Source organism: Paenarthrobacter sp. YJN-D (assembly GCF_015040335.1).
GTDB lineage: Bacteria > Actinomycetota > Actinomycetes > Actinomycetales > Micrococcaceae > Arthrobacter > Arthrobacter nicotinovorans.
The window spans coordinates 2,392,284-2,414,739 of the sequence record NZ_CP053549.1 but is presented as its reverse complement, the minus strand read 5'-3'; the positions used below and the strand labels follow the sequence as shown (position 1 = coordinate 2,414,739).

Annotated in this window: 21 protein-coding genes, 1 pseudogene and 1 riboswitch; of the genes and pseudogenes, 6 read left to right on the top strand and 16 right to left on the bottom strand. The window is 64.2% G+C overall.

The window, feature by feature from the left end; genetic code table 11:
• Nucleotides 1-5 precede the first annotated feature (5 nt).
• From HMI60_RS11195 to HMI60_RS11145, 11 genes are all read right to left on the bottom strand, one after another.
• Nucleotides 6-1,322 carry a deoxyguanosinetriphosphate triphosphohydrolase gene (locus HMI60_RS11195; RefSeq protein WP_018777470.1) on the bottom strand — a complete coding sequence of 439 codons (1,317 nt, stop codon included), beginning with the start codon at nt 1,320-1,322 and terminating at the stop codon, nt 6-8.
• Between the two features lie 64 nt (nt 1,323-1,386).
• The gene (gene dusB / locus HMI60_RS11190) at nt 1,387-2,568 is read right to left on the bottom strand and encodes a tRNA dihydrouridine synthase DusB (protein ID WP_018777469.1); all 1,182 of its coding nucleotides are present in this window, start codon (nt 2,566-2,568) and stop codon (nt 1,387-1,389) included.
• Between the two features lie 43 nt (nt 2,569-2,611).
• Nucleotides 2,612-3,223, bottom strand: a complete 612-nt coding sequence (locus tag HMI60_RS11185; RefSeq protein WP_055975094.1) for a response regulator — start codon at nt 3,221-3,223, stop codon at nt 2,612-2,614.
• A complete protein-coding gene (locus HMI60_RS11180) occupies nt 3,220-4,329 on the bottom strand; it encodes a sensor histidine kinase (RefSeq protein ID WP_193589667.1) in 1,110 nt (369 codons plus the stop codon). Before HMI60_RS11180 ends, HMI60_RS11185 begins: the two co-directional genes overlap by 4 nt.
• A gap of 29 nt (nt 4,330-4,358) precedes the next feature.
• Entirely contained in the window at nt 4,359-5,135 is a 777-nt protein-coding gene (locus HMI60_RS11175) for an ABC transporter permease (RefSeq protein ID WP_197493536.1), read from the bottom strand.
• Nucleotides 5,132-6,124 (bottom strand): ABC transporter ATP-binding protein, encoded by a 993-nt coding sequence (locus tag HMI60_RS11170; RefSeq protein ID WP_193589666.1) that lies wholly within the window; start codon nt 6,122-6,124, stop codon nt 5,132-5,134. The genes HMI60_RS11175 and HMI60_RS11170 overlap by 4 nt, the downstream gene beginning before the upstream one ends.
• A gap of 100 nt (nt 6,125-6,224) precedes the next feature.
• On the bottom strand, nt 6,225-7,697 hold the full coding sequence (locus tag HMI60_RS11165; protein WP_193589665.1) for a YibE/F family protein: 1,473 nt from the start codon (nt 7,695-7,697) through the stop codon (nt 6,225-6,227).
• A gap of 54 nt (nt 7,698-7,751) precedes the next feature.
• The gene (locus tag HMI60_RS11160) at nt 7,752-9,125 is read right to left on the bottom strand and encodes an FAD-binding oxidoreductase (RefSeq protein ID WP_079581025.1); all 1,374 of its coding nucleotides are present in this window, start codon (nt 9,123-9,125) and stop codon (nt 7,752-7,754) included.
• Nucleotides 9,126-9,354: 229 nt separating this feature from the next.
• Complete coding sequence (locus HMI60_RS11155; RefSeq protein WP_039240451.1) at nt 9,355-10,317, bottom strand: hypothetical protein; 963 nt, start codon at nt 10,315-10,317, stop codon at nt 9,355-9,357.
• 2 nt (nt 10,318-10,319) lie between these two features.
• On the bottom strand, nt 10,320-11,705 hold the full coding sequence (locus HMI60_RS11150; protein WP_018777456.1) for a glycine--tRNA ligase: 1,386 nt from the start codon (nt 11,703-11,705) through the stop codon (nt 10,320-10,322).
• Between the two features lie 112 nt (nt 11,706-11,817).
• Entirely contained in the window at nt 11,818-12,813 is a 996-nt protein-coding gene (locus HMI60_RS11145; protein WP_193589664.1) for a DMT family transporter, read from the bottom strand.
• 32 nt (nt 12,814-12,845) lie between these two features.
• Between HMI60_RS11145 and HMI60_RS11140 the strand changes: the two genes are divergently transcribed.
• Nucleotides 12,846-13,073, top strand: coding sequence for an RNA-binding S4 domain-containing protein (locus HMI60_RS11140; protein ID WP_018777454.1), 228 nt, complete (start codon nt 12,846-12,848; stop codon nt 13,071-13,073).
• An 11-nt stretch (nt 13,074-13,084) separates the two neighbouring features.
• Here the strand turns inward: HMI60_RS11140 and HMI60_RS11135 are convergent, their stop codons facing one another.
• The gene (locus HMI60_RS11135) at nt 13,085-13,735 is read right to left on the bottom strand and encodes an alpha/beta hydrolase (protein WP_018777453.1); all 651 of its coding nucleotides are present in this window, start codon (nt 13,733-13,735) and stop codon (nt 13,085-13,087) included.
• Between the two features lie 70 nt (nt 13,736-13,805).
• Between HMI60_RS11135 and HMI60_RS11130 the strand changes: the two genes are divergently transcribed.
• The 3 genes from HMI60_RS11130 to HMI60_RS11120 all read left to right on the top strand — a co-directional run bounded on the left by HMI60_RS11130 (nt 13,806) and on the right by HMI60_RS11120 (nt 16,325).
• Complete coding sequence (locus HMI60_RS11130) at nt 13,806-14,648, top strand: SGNH/GDSL hydrolase family protein (RefSeq protein WP_051088483.1); 843 nt, start codon at nt 13,806-13,808, stop codon at nt 14,646-14,648.
• Nucleotides 14,649-14,774: 126 nt separating this feature from the next.
• Nucleotides 14,775-15,830, top strand: a complete 1,056-nt coding sequence (locus tag HMI60_RS11125; protein WP_082924592.1) for a winged helix DNA-binding domain-containing protein — start codon at nt 14,775-14,777, stop codon at nt 15,828-15,830.
• 45 nt (nt 15,831-15,875) lie between these two features.
• Nucleotides 15,876-16,325 (top strand): hypothetical protein, encoded by a 450-nt coding sequence (locus HMI60_RS11120; RefSeq protein WP_193589663.1) that lies wholly within the window; start codon nt 15,876-15,878, stop codon nt 16,323-16,325.
• A gap of 43 nt (nt 16,326-16,368) precedes the next feature.
• On the opposite strand, the gene HMI60_RS11115 is transcribed toward HMI60_RS11120, so the two are convergent.
• Together HMI60_RS11115 and HMI60_RS11110 are read right to left on the bottom strand one after the other, a co-directional pair.
• A complete protein-coding gene (locus HMI60_RS11115) occupies nt 16,369-17,490 on the bottom strand; it encodes a homoserine O-acetyltransferase (protein WP_039240446.1) in 1,122 nt (373 codons plus the stop codon).
• 14 nt (nt 17,491-17,504) lie between these two features.
• Nucleotides 17,505-17,622, bottom strand: a riboswitch (SAM riboswitch).
• A gap of 184 nt (nt 17,623-17,806) precedes the next feature.
• Nucleotides 17,807-19,144, bottom strand: a pseudogene (locus HMI60_RS11110) (bifunctional o-acetylhomoserine/o-acetylserine sulfhydrylase); the annotation flags it as partial.
• 194 nt (nt 19,145-19,338) lie between these two features.
• Between HMI60_RS11110 and HMI60_RS11105 the strand changes: the two are divergent.
• Nucleotides 19,339-19,977 carry a VOC family protein gene (locus tag HMI60_RS11105; RefSeq protein WP_018777448.1) on the top strand — a complete coding sequence of 213 codons (639 nt, stop codon included), beginning with the start codon at nt 19,339-19,341 and terminating at the stop codon, nt 19,975-19,977.
• 141 nt (nt 19,978-20,118) lie between these two features.
• Here the strand turns inward: HMI60_RS11105 and HMI60_RS11100 are convergent, their stop codons facing one another.
• Nucleotides 20,119-20,889, bottom strand: a complete 771-nt coding sequence (locus HMI60_RS11100) for a CPBP family intramembrane glutamic endopeptidase (RefSeq protein WP_018777447.1) — start codon at nt 20,887-20,889, stop codon at nt 20,119-20,121.
• An 86-nt stretch (nt 20,890-20,975) separates the two neighbouring features.
• Here HMI60_RS11100 and HMI60_RS11095 point away from each other — a divergent pair, with 86 nt between their 5' ends.
• Nucleotides 20,976-21,632: a histidine phosphatase family protein gene (locus tag HMI60_RS11095; protein WP_227453517.1), complete on the top strand. Its 657-nt coding sequence runs from the start codon at nt 20,976-20,978 to the stop codon at nt 21,630-21,632.
• Nucleotides 21,633-21,641: 9 nt separating this feature from the next.
• On the opposite strand, the gene HMI60_RS11090 is transcribed toward HMI60_RS11095, so the two are convergent.
• On the bottom strand, nt 21,642-22,433 hold the full coding sequence (locus HMI60_RS11090; RefSeq protein WP_055975068.1) for a DeoR/GlpR family DNA-binding transcription regulator: 792 nt from the start codon (nt 22,431-22,433) through the stop codon (nt 21,642-21,644).
• Nucleotides 22,434-22,456: the final 23 nt, after the last annotated feature.

Sequence of the window (22,456 nt, the reverse complement as noted above, 5' to 3'; positions counted from 1 at the left end):
GCGCCTCACCAAAGCGACGGGAGGCTGCCCACCAGACGCTCGTACATGGCCAGGGCAGAGACATCCGTCAAGGACGCCACCTGGTCGATGACGACGCGCAGGCGGGCACCGTCGTCGACGGCGTCCCTCCAGTCAGCGGCGAACATCGGCTCCAGGTGGCGGTCGCCTGTGGCGTTCAAGACGCCCACGAGCGCGTGCAGCACTTCGCGTTGGCGTTCGTAGACAGGCTGCCGGTGGTCCGTGGAGATGACGAAGGTGGTGGCCAATCCCTTGAGCACCGCGATCTCCGTCACGGTCTCCTCGGGGACCATGAGCTCGGCGTCATAACGGGTGAGGTTGGCCGGTCCGAAATGCGCCCGCGTTGTTTCCATGGCACTCTGGCAGAACCTGCCGATCAACTGGCTGGTCATGTCCTTCAGCGCCGCCATCGACTTGCGGCTGCCGTCAGCTTCCCGGACCCAGACCTTGGTGGCCTCGAGCCGGGCCAGGGCAGCATCAATTTCGGCGGGGTCGTTGTGCGGGAGGTACCACTGCTTGGTGTAGCCCACCACCCGCGCCCGGTGGTCAGGGTTCTCCATCCACTTCAGCTGGAAGTGGCCGGCAACGATCGCATCTTCCACGTCGTGCACCGAGTACGAGATGTCATCGGCCAGGTCCATCACCTGCGCCTCGATGCAGGAGCGGTTGCCGGGCGCGCCCTCGCGCAGCCACTCAAATACGGGAAGGTCGTCTTCGTACGCGCCGAACTTGCTGGTGCGGTGGCCATGGATCACGGGGGCGTCGACGGCGGACCACGGGTATTTGGAGGCGGCGTCCAGGCTCGCGCGGGTCAGGTTGAGCCCTGCCGGCCTGCCGTCCGCAGCGAGCACCTTGGGTTCGAGGCGGGTCAGCAACCGAAGCGTCTGGGCGTTGCCTTCGAAACCGCCGATCGTGTGAGCCACTTCGTTCAATGCGGATTCGCCGTTGTGGCCGAAGGGAGGGTGGCCAAGATCGTGGCTCAGGCAAGCGGTGTCCACGACATCGGGATCGCAACCCAGCGAACGGCCCAGTTCGCGGCCTACCTGCGCGACCTCCAGGCTGTGCGTGAGCCGGGTGCGGACAAAGTCATCGGTATCCGGGGCCACGACCTGTGTTTTGGCGCCCAGGCGTCGCAGCGCGGAGGAATGCAGGACCCTGGCGCGGTCCCGTTCAAAGTCGGAGCGGTAGTTGCTCTTGCGCGGCTCTTCAACCCACCGGGCAGAGTCTGCCTCGGCGTATCCGGGGATGGCCAGCACAAAATCGTGGCTTGCTGCATCGTGGCCAAGCATTGCTTCGGTTCCCATGGGTATCTGCCTCCTTCAAGCGCCGGGGTGTGGAGCTTCTTGAGCCAGTCTTACACGTGTGAGGCTAACCGCCCGAAACGTCCAGCTCCGCTGCGGAGATATCCGCGCTCTGTTCAGCGTTCAGCTGACGGCTGTCCAGCCAGTCCTTGGGCAGCGCCGGCTTTTTCGGGGATCCGGCACGCCCCCGGGGGCCTTCGGAATCGACGCCCGGATAAGGAAGATCCATGTCCAGTTCGTCGAGCAATTCCCGCAGGACCTCCAGGGTGGGCACTGTGGCAAGTTTCGCCCGCAGCTCCCCGCCCACCACGTAGCCCTTGAAGTACCAGGCCATGTGCTTGCGGATCTCGCGGAGAGCCTTGTATTCGTCGTTCCCGAAGGTCTCCACCATCAGTTCCGCGTGACGGTAGACGCCCTCGGCAACCTCGCGCAGCCCGGGCCGGTGCCGCTGGTCGCTGCCTTCGAAAGCAGCCTGGAGATCGCCGAACAGCCAGGGACGGCCCTGGCACCCACGGCCCACGACAACACCGTCGACGCCGGTTTCGCGCACCATCCGGACAGCGTCTTCAGCGGACCAGATATCGCCGTTGCCGAGCACCGGGATGTCCGGCAGGGCTTCGCGGAGGCGGGCGATCGCGGACCAGTCGGCCTGGCCGGAATAGAACTGTGCAGCCGTCCGGCCATGGAGCGCCACTGCGGCGACTCCGGAGTCACGGGCGATGCGTCCTGCCTCCAGGTAGGTCAGGTGGTCATCGTCGATGCCTTTGCGCATCTTGATGGTCAGCGGGATTCCGCCCTTGGAGGCTTCCTTGACCGCGGTCTGCACGATCGAGGTGAAGAGGTCGATCTTCCACGGCAGCGCGGACCCTCCCCCGCGGCGGGTGACCTTGGGGACGGGGCAGCCGAAGTTGAGGTCGATGTGGTCGGCGCGGTCCTCGTCCACGAGCATCCGCACCGCTGCGCCTACGGTTACGGGGTCCACGCCATAGAGCTGGACGGATCGGACTTTTTCGTCCTCGTCATGGGAGATGATGCGCAGCGATTCCGGCGTCCGCTCCACCAAGGCACGCGAGGTCACCATCTCGGCCACGTACAAGCCGCCACCGTATTCACGGCAGAGCCTGCGGAAGGCGGAGTTGGTGATTCCGGCCATCGGCGCAAGGATTACCGGGGTGTCCACGGTAATCCCGCCGAGCTTCAGGGGCGGGAGCTCAAGCTTTGGTGCGGGAGGCGTTGCTACTACAGTCACCTATCCATTGTTGCAAAGCAGGGCAAATCGGGGGCGCAGGCCCTCACAGAAGCCACCCGTTCTCATGTGCCAGGCGCACGGCTTCCGCCCGCGTCCGGCCGCCGGTCTTGGCCATCGCCGCTGAGAGATAGTTCCGTACCGTGCCCTCCGAGAGCATCGCCGCTTTGGCAATGTCCGCCACCGTACCGCCGTCGGATGCAGCCTTCAGCACCTCGACCTCCCGCTCGGTCAGCGGACTGTCACCGGAGGTCAGAGACTCCGCGGCGAGCATCGGGTCCACCACGCGGAGCCCGCTGTGCACGCGACGCACGGCTTCGGCCAGCTGCCGCGCAGGCGTGTCTTTGACCACGAACCCGGAGGCTCCGGCCTGCATGGCCCTCCTGAGATAACCCGGCCTGCCGAACGTCGTGACCATCAGGACGCGGCATGTCGGCACCGCACGGCGGACTGCCGCGGCAGCGCTGATGCCATCCAGGCCGGGCATCTCGACGTCGAGCATCGCCACGTCGGCGGCATGCTCCAGCACGGCCGACACAACGCCTGCGCCGTCCGCCAGCTCCGCCACCACCTCGATGTCCTCTTCAAGCCCCAGAAGGGCGGCAAGGGCACCGCGCACCAGCGCCTGGTCGTCCGCGATCACCAACCGGATGGTCATACGTCAACAGCCAATCTGAACCCTCCCAGGTCGCTCGCACCTATGTTTACTGTGCCACCGGCACTGGCCACTCTCTCCCGAAGCCCCGCCAGCCCGTTGCCGCCCGCTGCCGGACCCGGCCCCACGCCGTCGTCCTCCACCAGAACCGTCGACGCCGTCAACCGGACCCGGCAACGTCCGGCACCGGAATGCCGCACAACGTTCGTCACGCCCTCGCGCAGTACCCAGCCGAACAGCTCACGGTGCTTGGCGGGCACCTGCTCCACAGTCCCCGGAAGATCAGCGTCGATACCCGCCGATTCCAGCGCCGTCCGGGCCGCCGCGAGTTCTGCCAGAACATTGACCCCGCGGTAGCCGGCAACGGTGGCCCGGACATCTGCGAGCGCACCACGCGCCAGCTCCTGGACTTCCACGATTTCCGCTGAGGCTTTGTCCTTGGCCGGTCCGCCGGGTGCCTGCTCCAACATCCGGGCAGCCAGCTCGGCTTTGACCGCTATGACAGTGAGGGAATGCCCCAGGATGTCGTGCATGTCCCTGGCCACACGGCTGCGTTCGGCGGCGACAGCGGCATCCGCCAGTTCAGTCTGGGCGGTCCGGAGTTCAACGGTCTGGCGGATCAGGCGCGCAAACGAGGACATCATGAATCCCAGGGACAGGATGAGGGCCGGTTGGAAGAAAGCCTGTCCAGGGTTGCCGCCGGCGAGTTCCGACGCAAGCGAAATTCCCGAAAGTGCCATGATCACAGCGAAGTCGACGCGCGGCGGAAGTGTGGTCATTCCAATGGCGCACGCCAGGAAAGGCCACGTCCACAGCGCTTCCCTGCCCACCAGGAGGATCACCAGGCCGTTGAGTGCCAGCAGGATCGCGAGGCACAGCAGGCCGGTCCGGCTGTCCCGTACCCGGCTGAACATCGGCAAGAAGGCATAGGCGGCGAAGAAGGCCACCAACGACGCCGAGGCCAGTACCTTCCAGTCTGCCGGTTCGTCCACGGACCACACGAGGTTCCAGGTGGGCCACGCCCAGAGGACAATGGAAAAGCCGGCGCCGATGAACCATTTGCGGGGTCCGGGACCGCGGAAGGCATCCCCCAGGGACTGGCTGCTCATGGATCCCACCTTAGCCACGCCGGGGCAACTCAGACGCGGCTGGTGTCGCGGCGGAAGGCCATGGCGGCGCCGCCGACGAAGATGGCGAGCCAGACCAGGACGTTGAGAATCCACAAGACGTCGAACTCACCGGTGATGGGGCTGCGCGCCAGTTGACCGATCCCGTAGGCGGGCGTGAATTTGGCGATGGTCCCGAAGGTATCGCCCATGATTTCGATCGGCATGAAAAGGCCTCCCAGCATGGCAAGGATCGCCAGGGCCGGTCCAAGGATCTGCATGACGTTCTGGCTGGGCATGAGGTACCCCACGAAAAGTCCCAGGGCGGCGAACACCAGGGAACCCAACCAGGCCACCAGCCCGGCGGTCAGCCACGTCTGCGCGTCCATGGTCACTCCGGCGATGGCGCCGATCACGAACTGGGCGATCACAGCCACCAGCGAGAGGGTTAGCGCCGCAGCTGCCTTGATGGCGATATACGCCCCGGGCAGCAGGGGCGTGAGACGCAGTTGCCGGCTCCATCCCTGGGCACGTTCGACCGCCACCTGGCTGCCGGCTCCCGTGGCGGCCGTCATGGCTGCGTACACGGTCAGGCTGATCAGGATGTACTGGCCGTAACTGTGGCCGTTGGGCAATTGCTGGTCTTTGTTCGACAGCCCGAAAATGAAGAAGAAGATCGCGGGCATGAGCACGGTGAAGACGATGGTCCGGCGGTTCCGGAGCATCCGCTTGATTTCGATCCACAGGAACGTCGTGTTGACACCGCCGGCGGAGGGCTTGCGGTCCTGCATTGCTATCGACTGGCTCATGCCCGCTCCCCTTCCAAAGCAGTGGGGGCTGAGGTATACGTGGGGGCTGAGGTATACGTGGGGGCTGTTGGATCCGTGGGGGTTGTGGCCGTCCCGGCTTCGTCCGCGGTGAGGGTCACAAAGGCCTCCTCAAGGTTGTTCGCAACCACTTCAAGATCGTGGGCTCCTGTTTTGGTGAGCAGGAACCGGACTACGGAATCCGAGTCAGAGGTGCGGACGGTGACGCGGCCGCCGTCGAACTCCACATGGTCTGCCGGCGGCAATCCTGCCAGCAGCGCGCGGTCACCGGCCGGCAGCGAAGCCCGTACTGTCCTCCCGGACGCCAGGTTCTTGATCTGCGCTGCCGTGCCGTCAGCAACCACTGTCCCTTGGCGGACCAGCACAATCCTGTCTGCGTAGGCGTCGGCCTCCTCGAGGTAGTGGGTGGCGAAGATGACGGTGCGACCCCTCGACGCGTCGTCGCGGATGGCGGACCAGAAGTCCCGGCGCCCCGCAACGTCCATGCCCGTGGTTGGCTCATCCAGGATCAGCAGGCCGGGGTCCGAGACCAAAGCCATGGCGAAGCGAAGACGTTGCTGTTGGCCGCCGGAGCACTTTTCAACCCGGCGGTCGGCGATGTCCAGGATTCCCGCGCGGGTCAGGACTTCATCCACGGGCCGTGCCGAATCAAACATCGCGGCCGTGAGCTGCACGGTTTCCCGGACGCTGACGTCGTGCAGCAAACCCCCGGTCTGCATGACGGCGGCCACCTGTCCGCGGGAAATGGCTCCCCTGGGACTATGGCCGAAAATGGACACCTCGCCGGCATCCGGGGTGCTCAGGCCCAGGATCATGTCGATGGTGGTGGTCTTTCCCGCACCATTGGGGCCCAGGAAAGCCACGACCTCCCCCTGTTGAACCGTCAGGTCCAGGCCGCGCACCGCCTGCACTTTTCCGAAGCTCTTATGAAGTCCGGCGGCGCGAACCGCAGGAACACCCGGTGTTGTCATTGCTCTCCCTGGAATAGGTCTGGTGTACCCATTCAAGCCGGAGGAGCATCCACACACCCGTAGCGGGTGTCACCTGTTCGGGATGACAAATGTCATCGGGCTAGTCGCTGCCCCGGCGTTCGGCTTCGCGCTGCGCCCGGCGACTCCCGGGCCGCACCGGCCCGTCCCCGGCACCCGGGCGGGTACCGGCGTCGTTCCTTTCGTCCTTCTCGGAACCGGCCACGACGGCGGCAGCGGCCAGCGCGCCGGTGTCGTCAAGGTCGTCCGGACTGACGGCGGTCCCCGCGGCGGCAAGGCGCTTCATCCCGGTGGCCTTGACCACCAGTACGGCGATGAGGGTAGTGACCGGGATGGCAAGGACGAGGCCGATGGAGCCCACCAGGGTCCGGATGACTTCTTCCGACAGTTCGGCGCTGGTCAGGGCCTCGGCCAAGGGGCGGTCGTACAGCATCACAATGATCAGAATGGGAAGGGCGGCACCCGCATACGCAAAGGCGATGGTGTAGACCGTGGAAGCAATGTGGTCCCGGCCAATCCGCATCGCAGAGGAAAACAGCTTGCGGGCGCTGGTGTTCGGCGCCAGCTCATAGAGTTCCCAAACGGCCGAGGACTGGGTGATGGTGACGTCGTTGAGGACACCGAGGCCGGAAATAATCAAACCGCACAGGATGATCCCGGAGATCGATATCTGCGGTGACATGTTCACCAACGTTGAAGCGTCGTGGTTTCCTACGCCCGCCAGGTTTGCTGCATCCGTGGCCCAGGCGGCCAGCAGGGCGGTGATTCCCAGGCCGAAGATGGTGCCCAGCAACGCTGTGGACGTTCTCGCCGAGAACCCGTGGGCAAAGTAGAGAACCCCGATCATGATCACCGTGGACCCCACGAGCGCCAGCAGGAGCGGTGGCTTGCCCTCCACCAGACCGGGCAGGATGAAGCTGACCAGGACGAAGTAGGCCCCCACCAGGCCCAGCAGGGCACGGAAGCCGCGCCAACGGGCAACAGCGATCACCACCACCGCGTACAGCACCGCCAGGGCGGCTATGGGGATGTTGCGGACAAAATCAACGAAGACGTACGCCGGGGCGCCGTTGCCTGCACTGCTTCCTTGGACGCCGGAAAGGTTCAGGTAGCGGATGGAGTCGCCGACATCCACCCCGTGGGACATCGCAACATCAGGGTTGATGACCACCTTGACCGCCTCGCCGCCCTTGTCCGGAACGGTGAAAGCGAACGTGCACTGGGACCCGCCGGTTTGGTTGGACTGGCTGTTGCCGGGCTGGCTGCTGTTCGGTTGGCTGCTGTTCGTTTGACCCGTCTGCGAGCAGCTCTCCACCACCACGCTCTGGATTTTGCCGGTATCGAAAGTGACCCCCGGGGCAGCCTGGTAGGGACTGGAAAAGTTGATTCCCTCCCGGCTGCCCGACGGCCACATAAGCAACATCGCCACGAGAGTGAGCACACCCAACGGCACCAGGACGGCCGCCAGCAGCCAGTTGGCCCGTTTACGGGAAGCGATCGCCTGCGGAGTTGGTTCCGAACCCTCGGAATGACCGTGGGAGTGACTGTGACCCATCAGCTGCAAAACCTCATGGGTTAACCCTACGTGGGACGGCAGCGGACTCCCGACTCAGGCCGGCGCAATGTTCTGGTTGACGCGGAAGAGGTTGCCGGGATCGTATTTGGACTTAATGGCCACCAGCCGGTCCCAGTTGGGCCCATAGTTGGACCTCACGCGGGACTGGTCCTCCGAGTCCATGAAATTGATGTATCCGCCGGCTTCCGAATACGGAGCGAGCGCGTCTGCGTACGCGCGTGCCCAGGCAATGTTTGCTTCGTTGTCCGCAGGATCCGCCCACTGCGTGGCGATGACCGGCGCAAACTTCATGTCGCGGTGGACAAAAGCCGTGTCCTGCGCCCCTACCCGGGATACTGCCCCGTCGATCGGATAGACGTGGACGGCCGTATTGACGCTGGTGACAGTTGCCCCGAACCGGGCGTGCGCCTCAATGGCACCGTCGTTGAGGTCACGCAGGAAATTGGCTTTCCAGTAGCCCTGCATACCTTTCTGGTTGAGTCCGTCGAACGCCACGTTCAAGGCTGGATAGGGCATGGGACCCACCATCGAGCCTGCCACCGGGGCAGCCTCCAGGAACGGCTGCCAGCGTGCCTCGCCTTCCGTCGGGTTGCCGGTCCACATACCCACCACCACACACACGGACTTGCCATGCCACTCCTCGGGCAGGAAGGGGACGGGTGGCCCCTGGTGGAATCCCAGGAAAGCTCCGAACTCTTCCGGCGCGGAAGCGATGTAGTCACGGTAGAACCTCGCCACTGCGGGGATATTCTCCGCGCCGTAGATGATGATGCCGGCGTGGACCATATCCACGTGATGGAGCTGGAACTCCAGGGACGTGACCACTCCGAAGTTTCCTCCGCCGCCGCGGATCGCCCAGAACAGGTCCTCGTTGCGTTCTTCGCTGACAGTCAGGAAGTTGCCGTCCGCCGTCACGATGTCGGCCGAAACCAGGTTGTCGCAGGACAAGCCGTATTTCCTGGCGAGATAGCCGATACCCCCACCCAAGGTCAGTCCCGCGACCCCCGTGGATCCCACGATCCCGCCGGTAGTTGCCAGCCCGAACGCGTGGGTCGCGTGGTTGAAGTCGGCCCACGTGGTTCCCGCTTCGGCCCGGGCCCTGGAATTTTCAGGGTCCACCCGCACTCCCGTGCGGTTCACGAAGTCCAGGACCAACGCGTCGTCCCATGTCCCGAATCCGGGAGCGCTGTGGCCGCCTCCCCTGATTGCCAGTGGCATGGAGTTTTCCCGGGCGAAGTTCACACCGGCAATGACATCGGAGACCTGCGCTACTCGGATCACGCCGGCGGGGCGTTTGTCCACCATCGCGTTGAAGACGGCGCGTGCTGCGTCATAGTCAGGATCTTCGGGAGTGACAAGTTGCCCGCGCAGCTGTTCCCGCAGCCCGTCAAGGGCTATTTGGCTCATTTTGATTTACCACCGATACAGACGAGAGACCGATCTGTTCCACGCGCCGCATCCCTCCAGCGGTGGCGGCGCGGGGGCTTACTCCGATAGGCCTACTCTTGCCCGGGGGCGGCGTCAATCATCTTTATTACAGGGCCGGATTACAGGGCCGGGTTACCGCTTAAGCACAGGATCCTGCCGTCCGCACCGAAACGGGCGAAGGCAGGATCCAGACGTGCAGAAACGGTGGTCAGTCGCTCACGATCAACGTGTCCGCACCGCGTACGTGTGCTTTACCGGACTCCAGCAACGGCTCAAGGACGGACCGCAGAGCCACCATGGACTCATCCACCTCCAGCAGCACCGGGTGCTGGTAGGCAATGAGCGCCAGCAGGTCCCGGACGGCAAACGCAGCGTCCTCGGCCGACAGGCTGGGATCGTGCCCAAGGAAGACGTCCGACGGTTCGTCGGTGCCGCCCTGCGCATAGCTGATGGCAAAAGCCTGGATCTTTCCCTTGCGGCTCGCCGGAACACCATCGCCGAAGGCGCTGGCTTTGGGTGCCCGCAGCACAATGGCACCATGGGCGCCGGTGAGATCGTGCAGGAAAAGTCGCTGGACAGTGGCGATGCTGAGCTCCCCCGGGCTGTCCCAGTGGTGGACGTGGGAGTAGTACTTACCAACAACGTCGCTGAGCTCAACCGAGCCGGTCGCAAGATCCTCCACCCGCTCCGATGCTGCTTCCTCGGAACCGTCCCCGAAACGCGGCAGCGTCAGAGGCTCAGGATCCACCACCACCAGCTGGGAGCGCTGGATCGGTGCCAGCCCGGCGGCAGCGGCGAACGCCGCACCTGCAGTGTCCGGTTCAACTTTGCTGCGGAGCTTGGAAACGCCCGACGGCGAGTTCCCGGCTTCGCGGCGAAGCATCGTCAGGAGGGTGGCCCCAACGCCGCTGCGGCGGTGGTCCTTGGCAACCTCGATGTAGGCCCAGAGCCGTTCCGGGTGCAGCGAGGCCTCGTGGACCACGCCGGCGGCAACGGGAATCCGTACGCCGTCGACTACGTCCTCGGCCACGATGCACCGGCGCCACGGTTGGTTGCTCGATGGTGCAAGGGCAGCACGGAACTGTTCTGCCGGGAGGGTCTCAGGACCACCCCAGATTTCCAGAAGGGCGAGGTCGTCGCCTTCCTTCCATTCGCGGTATTCCAAGGCCATGGCTAAGCGCCGATCAAACGCGCGGCCAGGTAGCCCTCAACCTTGTCCAGGGAAACGCGTTCCTGGCTCATGGTGTCGCGCTCACGGATGGTCACGGCTTGGTCTTCGAGGGTGTCAAAGTCCACGGTGATGCAGAACGGCGTACCGATTTCGTCCTGGCGACGGTAGCGACGGCCGATGGCACCGGCGTCGTCGAAGTCGATGTTCCAGTTCTTGCGCAGCTGGGCGCCCAGCGCCTTGGCCTTCGGGGACAGGTCCTCGTTGCGGCTCAGCGGCAGGACGGCAGCCTTGACCGGTGCAAGGCGCGGATCCAGCTTCAGTACCGTGCGGACGTCGACGCCGCCCTTGGCGTTGGGTGCCTCGTCCTCGGTGTAGGCGTCGATCAGGAACGCCATGAAGGAGCGGGTCAGGCCGGCGGCGGGCTCGATGACGTACGGCGTGTAGCGCTCGTTGGTGGCCTGGTTGAAGTAGCTCAGGTCCGTGCCGGAGGCCTTGGCGTGGGTGGAGAGGTCGAAGTCCGTGCGGTTGGCGATGCCCTCGAGCTCGCCCCACTCGGAACCCTGGAAGCCGAAGCGGTACTCGATGTCCGTGGTGCCCTTCGAGTAGTGGCTGAGCTTCTCCAAGGGGTGCTCAAAGAAGCGCAGGTTCTCTTCGCGGATACCCAGGCCCGTGTACCAGGACATGCGTTCCTTCATCCAGTACTGGTGCCACTCTTCATCCGTGCCGGGCTCGACGAAGAACTCCATCTCCATCTGCTCGAACTCGCGGGTGCGGAAAATGAAGTTGCCCGGCGTGATTTCGTTGCGGAAGGACTTGCCGATCTGGCCGATGCCGAACGGCGGCTTCTTGCGCGAGGTGGTGAGCACGTTGTTGAAGTTCACAAAGATTCCCTGTGCCGTTTCCGGGCGCAGGTAGTGCATGCCTTCGTCGCTGGCCACGGGGCCAAGGAAGGTCTTCAGGAGGCCGGAGAATTCCTGGGGTTCGGTCCACTGACCACGCGTACCGCAGTTGGCGCAGACGATGTCCGCCAGGCCGTTCTCTGCCGGGCGGCCCTTCTTTTCCTCATACTCTTCTTCGAGGTGGTCCGCGCGGTAGCGCTTGTGGCAGGAGAGGCACTCAACCAGGGGATCGGAAAAGACCTCCACGTGGCCGGACGCTTCCCATACCTGGCGGGGCAGGATAACGGAAGAATCCAGGCCCACTACGTCCTCGCGGCCGCGGACCATGCTCTGCCACCACTGGCGCTTGATGTTTTCCTTCAGCTCTGCGCCGAGGGGGCCGTAATCCCAGGCAGAACGGGAGCCACCATAGATTTCACCGGCCTGGAAGACAAAGCCCCTCCGCTTGGAGAGGGAAATGACCTGGTCAAGGACGGATTTTGCTGCCATGGGTGACTCCATTTGTTCTACAGGGCCGCTGGGTGCGGTCCGCGGTGGTTTGACCCCGGATTCCGGACGAGGTTGTCCGGCGGGGTTTGGGGGAAATTTACTGACTCCTACCCTACCGGCCTTTCGCCGCACCTCTCCGTGCGAAAGCTCCCTTGGGCCAGGGCAAGGTGGCGACGATGATCGCGGCGAGGGTGAGGACCGTACCCAGCACCGTGGGCAAGGCGACCACCGCACCGGGACTGGGGATCACGACGTCGAGCACCAGAGACCCGACCAACTGCCCGGCAATCATGCCCAGGCCGGTGATCAGCACGCCCAGGCTGCGGACCAGCAGGGCCGCCAGCCCGATAAAGACGCAACCCATGGGGCCACCGAGGTAGTACCACCACTCAGCCGGAAGCGGATTACCCGGTCCCGCGATGGCGAGCTTGATGAGCCACGCTGTCCAGAGAACCGCTGAACCTGCCACGAAGTTGACCAGGGTCGCCGCCACGGGCGTGCCGTAATGAACCGTGGCGGTGCCGTTCATGGCTTGCTGGAAGCTCATCAGGAAGCCTGCAGCCAAGGGAAGAAGGACTGGCAGCACCAGCGAGGCGAGGTCGGCGTCTCCGCCGAAGCGTGGCGAGACAGCCCAAGCGACGGCGGCGACGGTCAGGACGCTGCCGAGGACCCGCACCCCTGTGATGGCGCGGCGCCCTCCCGGCCCGATGCCCATGCGGTCAACGAGCAAACCGCTCAGCGTCTGCCCTGTCACGGCTGCCACGGTGAACAGCGCGACTCCGAGCAGTGCCACCGTGAAAGACTGCGCGAAGACGAACAATGCACCGATCGCACCGGCCATGACGTAGAAGCGGGGAAAGCTGCGGTTCCGCACGGCGGGGATGATTCGTTGGAGACCAGCTCTTCCTTTGGGCGTCGCCAAGGATATCGCGCTGATCAGCAGCAGGCCTGTGGTGAAGCTCACCACAGCTGCGGCGATGCCGTCGTCGAGTTTGGCGCCGAGCGCCCCGTTGATCCTTCCCTGCAGCGGAATGACCAGGCCCGTTGCTACTGCAATGGGCAGGCCAACGGCCAACGGAAGGGCTGAACGGGGAGAAGGCTGCGGCACCGTCTCAACACTACTTCAGGCATCATTGCTGTATGAGCAACCCCGAAATTGAAGAGATCCCCATCCGTGACGACATGATCCGCCTTGGCCAACTGCTCAAGCTCGCCAGCTTGGTGGAGGACGGCGTAGAGGCCACGGAGCTCATCAAGAACGGCCTGGTGAAGGTCAACGGCGAGATCGATGAACGGCGCGGCCGCCAACTCCACGCCGGTGACACCGTGACCGTCAACGGTCAGACAGTGCGGATCACCACCGCCTGAAACAACGCCCCTTAGGGGGCGAGGACCTTGTGGGTGAGGAACTCCCCTACGTGCCCGATTTCCTGCTGGTTGATGCCGTGCCACATGCCCGTGTAGAGGACCTTGGTAAGGTCCACGTGCTTGCGGACCCAGCCCATGGTGTATTCGATCTTGTCCGGCGTAATGACAGGATCCTGCTGGTCACGGCCCCAGAACATCGGCACCGATCCGTCCAGCTCGTCGTCCTTGAACGCGGCGTCGCCACCGGCGTCGATCACGAAGCCTGAAAGCCCGACGACGGCCGCGAAGTCCGCGGGACGGTACCGGAGCATGGTGGTCGCCATGGCCATGCCCATGGAGAAGCCAAGAAGCGTAACCGAGGAATGGTTGGCCTTTACCGTGTCCAGCCATTCCAGGGCGTATTCGGCGGCAAGCTTCACGGCGTCCAGGGAGTAGTCGATGGACGCAGTGAGCGGGAACCACGTAAAACCCGGGCCCATGGGCATCGGTGCACGCAGCGATGCCACGACGAACCCCTCGGGGAGCAGCCCGGCCAGGCTGAAGAGATCGTCCTCGTTGGATCCGTAGCCGTGCAGCAGGACCAGGAGGGGCTTGCCGGCGCGTTCGGCTTCGTCGTGGGACCAGAGGACAACAGGTGCTGGAAAAGCGGGGGCTTCAGTCATGCCTCCATTCTTGCAGTTACCCGTAAGTAACAACCTACGGTGGCGTAGGTCGGCCCTCTGGGGGCAGGATATGAGCGTGAGTGAGAACAATCATTTAGTGAAACCGGGCGAACCCGCCCAAAAGCACCCGTGGAGCCGTTACGTGGCGTTGGGTGATTCGTTCACGGAAGGCATCGGCGATCCCGAACCTGCCAATCCCGGCGGTTACCGCGGCTGGGCGGACCGTGTCGCCGAAGAGCTGGGACGCGGACACGAGGACTTCGCCTACGCCAACCTCGCCATCCGGGGCCGGTTGCTGCAGCAGATCGTCGACGAGCAAGTCGGCCCATGTCTGGAACTGCAACCGGACCTCGTCTCCATTTCCGCCGGAGGAAACGACCTCATCCGACCCGGCGGTGATCCCGACCTTCTGGCCGAGAAACTCGACGCCGCCGTCGGCGAACTGGGCTCGGGTGGCGCCACGGTGATCCTCTTCAACGGTCCGGATACTGCGTCCTCGGTCCTTGGCCGCATCCGGGGCAAAGTTGCCATCTACAACGAGAACCTGCGAACGGTCGCAGCCCGCCATGACGCCATCATTGCCGACATGTGGTCCTTGCGGCAGCTCGCTGACACCCAGATGTGGGATGCCGACCGCCTGCATTTCTCCCCCCTGGGCCACCACACCATCGCCATGATGGTCCTGGAGGCATTGAACGTCCAGCACACCCTGGAGCCGCTGGTACCCAAGGCCCTTCCTCCCCGGACATGGCGGGAAGCCCGCTCATCGGACCTGGTCTGGGCACGGGAGTACTTCGTGCCTTGGGTTATCCGGAGGCTCCGTCACCAATCGTCCGGCGACGGCATCACGCCAAAGCGTCCGACGCCGGGACCGGTCTTTGGTGCCGCCGGTACCGTGATGCCGCGGAGCTAGCCGGGAGCGATGGGCCGGTGAACCAGCATGGCGAGTGATGACTCTCCCCGTACAGCGGGGGTCCGGCAGTTGCGTCTCCGACGGCAACAGTTACGTCCTCCCCTGGGTGCAGCTCCAGGGGATGTGGTGCGCAATCTCCTGGCCGTCCAGTCGCAGGAATTCGCCTATGCCCGTTGGACCGTGGCGCAGCGGACGCCCTCGAGCACTGCAGCTGCAGTAGAACAGGCCGTTGCCGACGGAACCATCCTGCGGACGCACATCCTGCGCCCCACATGGCATTTTGTGCACAGGGATGACCTTGGCTGGTTGATGGCGTTGTCCGCTGACCGGCTGCATCAAGGCAACAAGGGCATGTACAAGCGGACCGGGGTGGACGGGGAAACTGCCGCACACAGTGGGAGGATTCTTGCAGCAGCCGTGGCGGATGGTGCCCACAAGACCCGCGAGGAGTTGGCTGATGTTCTGGGCCAAGCCGGCTTTCCCGGCAAGGGGCTGGGTTTCATCTACCACCTCATGCACGCCGAAATCAGCGGCATTCTGGTGAGCGGCGCTCCGGTTCGTTCGGCTGGAGGAGCCCTGAAGCAGACCTACGCTTTGTTCTCCGAACGCGTCACCGCTCCGTTTTCCAGGCCACTCAGCGGAGCGGACCGGGAACACGCCCTGGGGCAGATGGCCCTGCGGTATTTCAGCAGTCGCGGACCGGCTACCGTGAAGGACTGTTCCGCATGGTCCGGGCTGACCATGAAAGACGTCACGTTGGGACTCAACGTCGCCGCGGAATTATCACCGGGAACGTTGGCCCGGGTCTCCTTCGATGACCTGGACTTTTACGTCGCCTCGGCTGACGCAGAAGCCCTGGAGGCTCCTGCCGGTCCAGCGGCCGGTTCCGTGCTCCCCCGCGTCGACCTCATCCAATGCTTCGACGAATACGTGATGGGGTACTCGCAATCCCGCCACTACCTGGGCGGTACCGCACCGTACTTGCCTGAGGACAACGGCCCCATGCATGTAGTCCTCGTGGACGGCAGGCTGGCCGGATGGTGGCGGCACAGCTTCGCAGGGGGCATGTGCGGGCTCGAGGTCCGGATGGACAAGCCGGCAACCAAGGAAGAGCAGATGGCCCTGGAAGCCGAAGCGGAACGCTACGGGATTTTCCTGGGCATGGAGGCCAAGCTGCTGTGATGGGCACAGGGCTAAGCTGGGGTTAAGACCTAGGAGGCCTGCACTGTGAACAATCTGATCTTCTGGATCATCGTCTGCTCGTGGCTGATTCCCATGGGAATCCGCATGTACAACCGGTCCAAGGCCCGCCGCCTGCAGAACGGGAATTTTCGTGGTCAGGATTATCCTCAACAGGGTTTCCCACCACAAAATTACCCGCCGCAGGACTACCCGCAACAGAATTACCCGGGCTACCCGTCAGGGCCGGCAGTCATCCGCCCTGCAGACGAGGCTCCGCAGGTCGCGCCGCCGTCGAACGCCTCCTACCCAAGCGGTTCCTACCCAAGCGATTCCTACCGGGCCGGACAGCCCGCTCCCGCGCCGTTTCCCATTGCCGGTTCCGAGCCCCAGGGCTACCGCGCCCGAAAGCTGGCTGAACTGGATGCGAAGTTCACCAATGGCCAGATCGCCATGGAGGACTACATGAAGCAGCGCGGGGAGATCATGAACGGCTAGGCACGTCCACAAACAGGCAACTCTACGAACAGGCTCCTCACGGTCAGGCGAAGAACGCCCCGCGAAGCTGCTCCGACAATTGGCCGATTTCCGTGAGGAAGCCATCGTGGCCGATCGGCGCCTGGATGGTGTGGACCGGAACATTCCCCGGCAGTGCTGCCGCCAGCTCCTTGGACTGGGCCGGGAAGTACAGCCTGTCCGTGTCCACAGCAGCAACAAAGAACTCGGCGGTGGCACGAGAAAGTGCTTCCTGCAGTGTGCCCCGTCCCCGCCTGATGTCGTGAGACATCAACGCTTCGGTGATGGCGATATAGCTGTTGGCATCGAACCGCCGCACAAGCTTTGTCCCCTGGTGGTCCAAGTAGCTTTCCACCTGGTAGCGACCACGCTCCCCCAGGACTGCTGCGGAGAGCGGCGTTTCCTGATGTTGGGCTTCCCTGCCGAAGCGGAGATCCAGTTCCAGGGCGGAACGGTACGTGATGTGCGCAATCCGGCGGGCCAGGGCAAGTCCGTGTTCCGGGGCCGGACCGCCGTAGTAGTCCCCATTGTTGAAGTGCGGGTCCTGCCGGATGGCCAGGGTTTGGGCCTGCGCAAAGGCAATCTGCTCGGCGGTGCTGTAGGCTCCCACCGAAATGACGGCGCAGCGGTTGACCCTCTCCGGAAACGTGACAGCCCATTCGAGGGCCCTGGCCCCACCCATCGAGCCGCCCAGGACCGCGTGCCAGGATTCAATCCCCAAGAGATCCGCCAAACGGGCCTCAGCAACCGTGCTGTCGCGAAGAGTAACCAGGGGGAACCGCGAACCCCACGGCTTGCCGTCCGGCGCATCGGAGGACGGGCCGGTGCTGCCATAGCAGCCACCCACGATATTGATGGAGACAACGAAGAACCTGTTGGTGTCGATGGTGGCGCCCGGACCCACCAACTGCTCCCACCACCCTTCCTCGTCCGTGGCTCCGCGGGCAACGTGGGTGCTGCCCGTCAGCGCATGCTGGATGAGCACGGCATTGGACGCGTCGGCGTTGAGTCGTCCCCAGGTTTCGTACGCCAACACGACGTTGGGGAGGTGACCGCCGGCTTCGAGCGCCAGCGGCCCTATGCCCGCGTACTTGACGGTTCCGTCTTCTTCTCCGGATTTGGGAAGTGCTGTAGCAGTGATGGTCATTCCTTTGACACCTAACTTCGCGCTTGCCCGTCGCCTTGCGTGCGAACAGGCCAGGTCTTCACCCGGGGCACCCCACCGCGGAAGGAGGGTTGCCGGCCAGCAAGCCGGGGCTATCTGCTGGCACTCATGACCTAATACGTAGAGTCTAGGAAAGACACCACCGTTATGGCGAAGAATGTGACACCAGTGTGACGTTCAAGGGCAGCTTCATTCACGAAAGAGCACTCCGGGGTGCCGTCCGGCGAATAATCGTCGATGTGGACGGCGCCCCGGGTCCGTCAGCCAGGTGCGTCAGCTGCAGACGTGGAGGGCAGGCTCAGGCGCCCTTGGCCGCGCGGAAGCCGGCTTCGAGGTCGGCAATGATGTCATCGATGTGCTCAATGCCCACGGACAAGCGGACCAGGCCCGGGTTGACGCCGGCGGCTACCTGCTGCTCGACCGTCAGCTGGCTGTGCGTGGTCGACGCCGGGTGGATGACCAGGGAGCGGACGTCACCGATGTTGGCGACGTGGGAGTGCAGCTCCAGACCGTCCACGAAGCGCTTGCCGGCCTCTACGCCACCCTTGATGTTGAAGGCCACGATGGCTCCCGTGCCCTGGGGTCCGTACTTGCGGCCCCGCTCGTACCAGGGGCTGGACGGCAGGCCCGCATAGGCGACCGATTCGACGTCGTCATGCGCTTCCAGCCACTCGGCCACCTTGGTGGCGTTGGCGACGTGGCGCTCCACCCGCAGGCTCAAGGTTTCCAGGCCCTGCGCGATGAGGAACGCGTTGAACGGCGACACGGCCGAGCCGAGGTCGCGAAGGAGCTGGACACGGGCCTTCAGGATGTAGGAAAGGTTGGCTCCGAGCGCTCCGTCCTTGCCCAGGTCGCGGGCGTAAACCAAGCCGTTGTAACTGGGGTCCGGGGTGTTGAAGCCGGGGAACCGCTCCGGGTCTTTGCCGAAGTCGAAGTTGCCCGAGTCCACGATCACGCCTGCGATCGCCGAACCGTGTCCGCCGAGGTACTTGGTTGCGGAGTGGACCACAATGTCCGCGCCCCACTCGATGGGCCGGATGAGGAACGGCGTGGAGAGGGTGTTGTCGACGATGAGAGGCACGCCTGCCTCGTGCGCGACACCGGCGACGCCTTCGATATCCAGCACGTCCTGGCGTGGGTTCGAGACGACTTCACCAAAGAACAGCTTGGTGTTCGCCTGGACGGCCGCACGCCACTGCTCGAGGTTGTCCGGGTCCTCGACGAAAGTCACGGAGATGCCGAACTTCTTCAGCGTGTGGGCCAGCAGGTTGTACGTGCCGCCGTAGAGGCTGGGGCTCGCGACGACGTGGTCGCCGGCCTCGGCGATGTTCAGGATGGCAAAGGTCTCGGCTGCCTGGCCCGAACTGAGCAGCAGTGCACCCAGACCGCCTTCGAGGCTCGCGACGCGCTGTTCCACGGCGTCCTGCGTGGGGTTGCCGATCCGGGTGTAGATCGGAGCCAGTTCGGCCAGGGCAAAGCGGTTGGCCGCGCTTTCAGCACTCGGGAAAACGAACGACGTTGTCTGGTAGATCGGCAACGAACGCGCGCCCGTGGCGGCATCCGGCTCTTGGCCTGCGTGGATCTGGCGGGTTTCGAAAGACCATCCTTGGGACATGGAGTTCTCCTGTTCGTGGCGCGTGTGGTCGGCGGAATAGCTGTGGGAAGGAAGCTGCGGCCAGTCTAGGAAGTGTCCGGGTCCTTGGACAGCTTTGTGACGCCAGCAGAATATATGGGCTCTTTTGCGACCTTCCATGACGCCCGTCGCGAGATCCCACCTTAGTTAGGGTTGGCTTAGCTGAGACACCGATCACAAAGTGCCAAGATGAAGCCATGCGCATGGATCACGTCTCTTACGCCTGTGAACGAGATGGCCTCTTGGCCACTACCGAACGAATTTCCGCGGCTCTGGGAGTGGACGCAGTCCGGGGCGGAGTGCACCCGCGCTTCGGCACCCGGAACATGATCATTCCCCTTGCGGATAACAAGTACCTGGAAGTCGTGGAGGTCCTGGACCACCCTGCTTCCGACAAAGCACCCTTCGGCCAAGCTGTCCGTGCACGCTCAGCCGCCGGCGGCGGTTGGATGGGCTGGTGCGTGGCAGTTGACGACCTCGCCCCGTTTGAGGAACGCCTCGGCCGCGCAGCAGTCCCGGGCAACCGCAAGTTCCCTGACGGCCGCGAACTGGTGTGGCAGCAGATCGGCATCCTCGGCTTGATCGCCGATCCCCAGGTGCCGTACCTGCTCAAGTGGGAGGGCGACCCCTCACTTCACCCGTCCAAGGTGTACGAGAGCGATGTGAAGATGTCCAGCCTCACGATCGCGGGTTCCGCCGAACGCGTGACCGAATGGCTGGGCGAGCCAGTGGAGAAGCCTCTCGAGGACGTCGCGGTCCAGTGGATAGCACCACGCGGCACGCCGGGCATCATGGCCGTCACTTTCGAAACCGCCTCCGGAGCCGTCACCATCTGACCGTTCCCCTGATCCGGGCTGGTCCCGGCCCTGGACACCGCTGTCCAGAGAATGCTTCGGCCGCCATCAGCGGGTGCCAATGACGTCACCCACCGATGGCGGCCGGATACTTTTAACGGCTGCAACGGCTGCAACGGCTGCTCAGCCCAGGCCCACCGCTTTGCCGAACAGGCTGAATCCAACGAATGCCACAATGTCCAGCAGGGCATGGGCAACCACCAAGGGCATCACCCTCTTGGTCTTGGTGTAGATCCACCCAAAGACCAGGCCCATCACCACATTGCCGATGAACGGGCCAAAGCCCTGGTAGAGGTGGTAACTCCCGCGAAGGAGGGCGCTGACGACGATGCCCGCCGGAACGCTCCAGCCGAACTTGCCGAAGCGGTCCAGGAGATACCCCACCACAATCACTTCTTCCACTATGGCGTGTCGCACGGCGGAGAGAATCAGCACGGGAACCGTCCACCAGTAGGCATCCAGGCCGCTGGGCACAATGGCAGTGGTGATTCCCAATGCCCGGCCGGCCGCGTAGAGGCCAAGGGACGGTATGCCGATAAGCGCCGCGAGGCCCAGGCCCTGAAGCAGATCCTTGCCGGGGCGGGCCAGGTTGAAGCCGAGCCGGGCGAACGCCGAACCTTCACCGTCCCTTGTGGCCTGGACGTGCGTGGACAGGAAGTAGAACACCAGCGCCACGGGCACCAGGGCGAACAGGATATCCAGAAGCTGGTACGTGAGATCGAAATATTCGCGGGTGCTCTGGGACCTGTTCAGCGTGGACGTTGCATCAGCCAGCGGCGCCCGCGTCATCTTGTCGAGCAGTTGCACCACGGAGTAGACAGCCGACTGGCCCAGGGAAAGGCCCAGGACAATGAGCACTTCGGCGCGCAGCCGGCGACGGGAAGCAAGGAACATGTACCTATCTTGCCCGCAGTTCCTGCCTCTTTGCCGGGAACCGCCGCCCTATGCTTGGTGGGATGGGTGCCCCAGAGAGAATATTCATGATCCGGCACGGACAGTCCGCCGCGAACGCCGACACGTCCATCTACAACCGCGTGCCGGATTATCGGATTCCGCTGACGGACCAGGGCGTCGAGGAGGCGCGGTTGGCCGGCGAGGACCTGCGGCGCAAACTCGACGGGCAGCAGGTCTGCGTCTATGTTTCCCCCTATTTGCGCGCCTACCAGACGCTGGAAGCCCTCAACTTGGGGTCCCTGATTGAGCGTGTCATCGAGGAGCCGCGGCTCCGTGAGCAGGACTGGGCCAATTTCCAGATCGCCGGGGACATTGAGGACCAGAAGGAACTCAGGAACCTCTACGGCCACTTCTTCTACCGCTTCCGCGAAGGCGAATCAGGCTCGGACGTCTACGACCGGGTGTCTTCCTTCATGGAGACGCTTTACCGGCACTGGCAGAAGCCCACGTACGCACCGAACACCCTGTTGGTGACGCACGGGCTGACGATGCGGCTGTTCTGCATGCGATGGTTCCACTGGACGGTGGAGTACTTTGAGTCGCTCAACAATCCGGGCAACGCTGAGCTGCGCACGCTGGTCAAGAACGACGACGACCAGTACAGCCTGGATCTGCCGTTCAGCCAGTGGGTGCCCAGGGATGTGGACGATTCGGTGCTCCACGCCCCGCGGATGCGGTTCTAGGGGTCCCCGTCAGCTTGCCGGTGCGACGATGACTTCCGTGCCGTTGGCTTCGAACGCCGCTTTGTCGTCGGGGCTGATGCCGGAATCGGTGATGAGGTGCCTGAAGTCGTAGCCGGCCATGGCGGCGAAAGAGCGCCGGCGCACCTTCGAGGAATCGGCCACCACATAGGATTCCGTGGCTCGGCGTGCCATCACGGTGTTCACCATGGCTTCGCCCTCATCAGTGATGGTGGGGCCGAGGTCCGGGTCCACGCCGTTGACGCCAATGAAAGCGATGTCCAAGGCGACCTTTTGCATGATCACGTCTGTGTACGGTCCCACCAGCTCATAGGACCGCGGGTTCAGGATGCCGCCGGTGACCATGATCTTGATGTTGGGGCGCACCGCCAGTTGGGAGGCGATGTTGATTGCATTGGTCACCACGGTAAGAGTGGGCCTGTTCGACGGTGCGTTGAGGTCTTCGCGGGTGGACAGGAGCTGGGCCAGGGCGGTGTTGGTGGTTCCGCCGCTCAGCCCTATGACCGCTCCGGGACGAATCAGCGCGGAGGCCGCGAGCGCAATTTCCTGCTTGGCCTCGGCGTGGTCGTCACGGTTGTATCGTCCGGGAAGGTCGTATGCCACCGATCCCGTCGTGGCGCCTCCCCTGGTGCGGCTCAGCAGCCGCTGCTTGGCGAGGCTGTCCAGATCCCTGCGGGCCGTGGCAGGTGACACGCCTAGACGCGTCACGATGTCCTCGACTTCCACGTGGCCGGATTCGGCCAGGAGATCGAGGATGGCGGTCAGCCGATCGGTGCGGGTCATGACAAGCCTTTCGCGGTTTCCGG